At 52.2% G+C, this 2,577-nt stretch carries 1 rRNA gene; it reads right to left on the bottom strand.

The window, feature by feature from the left end:
• Nucleotides 1-36: 36 nt before the first annotated feature.
• A 23S ribosomal RNA gene (locus tag AC1RJ3_RS29570) occupies nucleotides 37-2,577 on the bottom strand; the annotation flags it as partial.

The following is a 2,577-nucleotide window of genomic DNA, read 5'->3' as shown; positions in this document are numbered from 1 at the left end:
TCTTCTCTCGAAGCATGCAGATTGCTTGGGTGTTATATGGTCAAGCCTCACGGGCAATTAGTATTGGTTAGCTCAACGCCTCACAGCGCTTACACACCCAACCTATCAACGTCGTAGTCTTCGACGGCCCTTCAGGGGACTCAAGGTCCCAGTGAGATCTCATCTTGAGGCTAGTTTCCCGCTTAGATGCTTTCAGCGGTTATCTATTCCGAACATAGCTACCCGGCAATGCCACTGGCGTGACAACCGGAACACCAGAGGTTCGTCCACTCCGGTCCTCTCGTACTAGGAGCAGCCCCTCTCAAATCTCAAACGTCCACGGCAGATAGGGACCGAACTGTCTCACGACGTTCTAAACCCAGCTCGCGTACCACTTTAAATGGCGAACAGCCATACCCTTGGGACCGGCTTCAGCCCCAGGATGTGATGAGCCGACATCGAGGTGCCAAACACCGCCGTCGATATGAACTCTTGGGCGGTATCAGCCTGTTATCCCCGGAGTACCTTTTATCCGTTGAGCGATGGCCCTTCCATACAGAACCACCGGATCACTAAGACCTACTTTCGTACCTGCTCGACGTGTCTGTCTCGCAGTCAAGCGCGCTTTTGCCTTTATACTCTACGACCGATTTCCGACCGGTCTGAGCGCACCTTCGTACTCCTCCGTTACTCTTTAGGAGGAGACCGCCCCAGTCAAACTACCCACCATACACTGTCCTCGATCCGGATAACGGACCTGAGTTAGAACCTCAAAGTTGCCAGGGTGGTATTTCAAGGTTGGCTCCACGCGAACTGGCGTCCACGCTTCAAAGCCTCCCACCTATCCTACACAAGCAAATTCAAAGTCCAGTGCAAAGCTATAGTAAAGGTTCACGGGGTCTTTCCGTCTAGCCGCGGATACACTGCATCTTCACAGCGATTTCAATTTCACTGAGTCTCGGGTGGAGACAGCGCCGCCATCGTTACGCCATTCGTGCAGGTCGGAACTTACCCGACAAGGAATTTCGCTACCTTAGGACCGTTATAGTTACGGCCGCCGTTTACCGGGGCTTCGATCAAGAGCTTCGCGTTAGCTAACCCCATCAATTAACCTTCCGGCACCGGGCAGGCGTCACACCCTATACGTCCACTTTCGTGTTTGCAGAGTGCTGTGTTTTTAATAAACAGTCGCAGCGGCCTGGTATCTTCGACCGGCATGGGCTTACGGAGCAAGTCCTTCACCCTCACCGGCGCACCTTCTCCCGAAGTTACGGTGCCATTTTGCCTAGTTCCTTCACCCGAGTTCTCTCAAGCGCCTTGGTATTCTCTACCCAACCACCTGTGTCGGTTTGGGGTACGGTTCCTGGTTACCTGAAGCTTAGAAGCTTTTCTTGGAAGCATGGCATCAACCACTTCGTGTTCTAAAAGAACACTCGTCATCAGCTCTCGGCCTTAGAATCCCGGATTTACCTAAGATTCCAGCCTACCACCTTAAACTTGGACAACCAACGCCAAGCTGGCCTAGCCTTCTCCGTCCCTCCATCGCAATAACCAGAAGTACAGGAATATTAACCTGTTTTCCATCGACTACGCTTTTCAGCCTCGCCTTAGGGACCGACTAACCCTGCGTCGATTAACGTTGCGCAGGAAACCTTGGTCTTTCGGCGTGGGTGTTTTTCACACCCATTGTCGTTACTCATGTCAGCATTCGCACTTCTGATACCTCCAGCAAGCTTCTCAACTCACCTTCACAGGCTTACAGAACGCTCCTCTACCGCATCACCTAAGTGATACCCGTAGCTTCGGTGTATGGTTTGAGCCCCGTTACATCTTCCGCGCAGGCCGACTCGACTAGTGAGCTATTACGCTTTCTTTAAAGGGTGGCTGCTTCTAAGCCAACCTCCTAGCTGTCTAAGCCTTCCCACATCGTTTCCCACTTAACCATAACTTTGGGACCTTAGCTGACGGTCTGGGTTGTTTCCCTTTTCACGACGGACGTTAGCACCCGCCGTGTGTCTCCCATGCTCGGCACTTGTAGGTATTCGGAGTTTGCATCGGTTTGGTAAGTCGGGATGACCCCCTAGCCGAAACAGTGCTCTACCCCCTACAGTGATACATGAGGCGCTACCTAAATAGCTTTCGAGGAGAACCAGCTATCTCCGAGCTTGATTAGCCTTTCACTCCGATCCACAGGTCATCCGCTAACTTTTCAACGGTAGTCGGTTCGGTCCTCCAGTTAGTGTTACCCAACCTTCAACCTGCCCATGGATAGATCGCCCGGTTTCGGGTCTATTCCCAGCGACTAGACGCCCTATTAAGACTCGCTTTCGCTACGCCTCCCCTATTCGGTTAAGCTCGCCACTGAAAATAAGTCGCTGACCCATTATACAAAAGGTACGCAGTCACCCAACAAAGTGGGCTCCCACTGCTTGTACGCATACGGTTTCAGGATCTATTTCACTCCCCTCTCCGGGGTTCTTTTCGCCTTTCCCTCACGGTACTAGTTCACTATCGGTCAGTCAGTAGTATTTAGCCTTGGAGGATGGTCCCCCCATATTCAGACAAAGTTTCTCGTGCTCCGTCCTACTCGATTTCATG

This window comes from Pseudomonas sp. GW822-FHT04C11, assembly GCF_058800905.1.
Note: the sequence above shows the minus strand (reverse complement) of the source record. Positions and strands in the feature narration are given on the sequence as shown.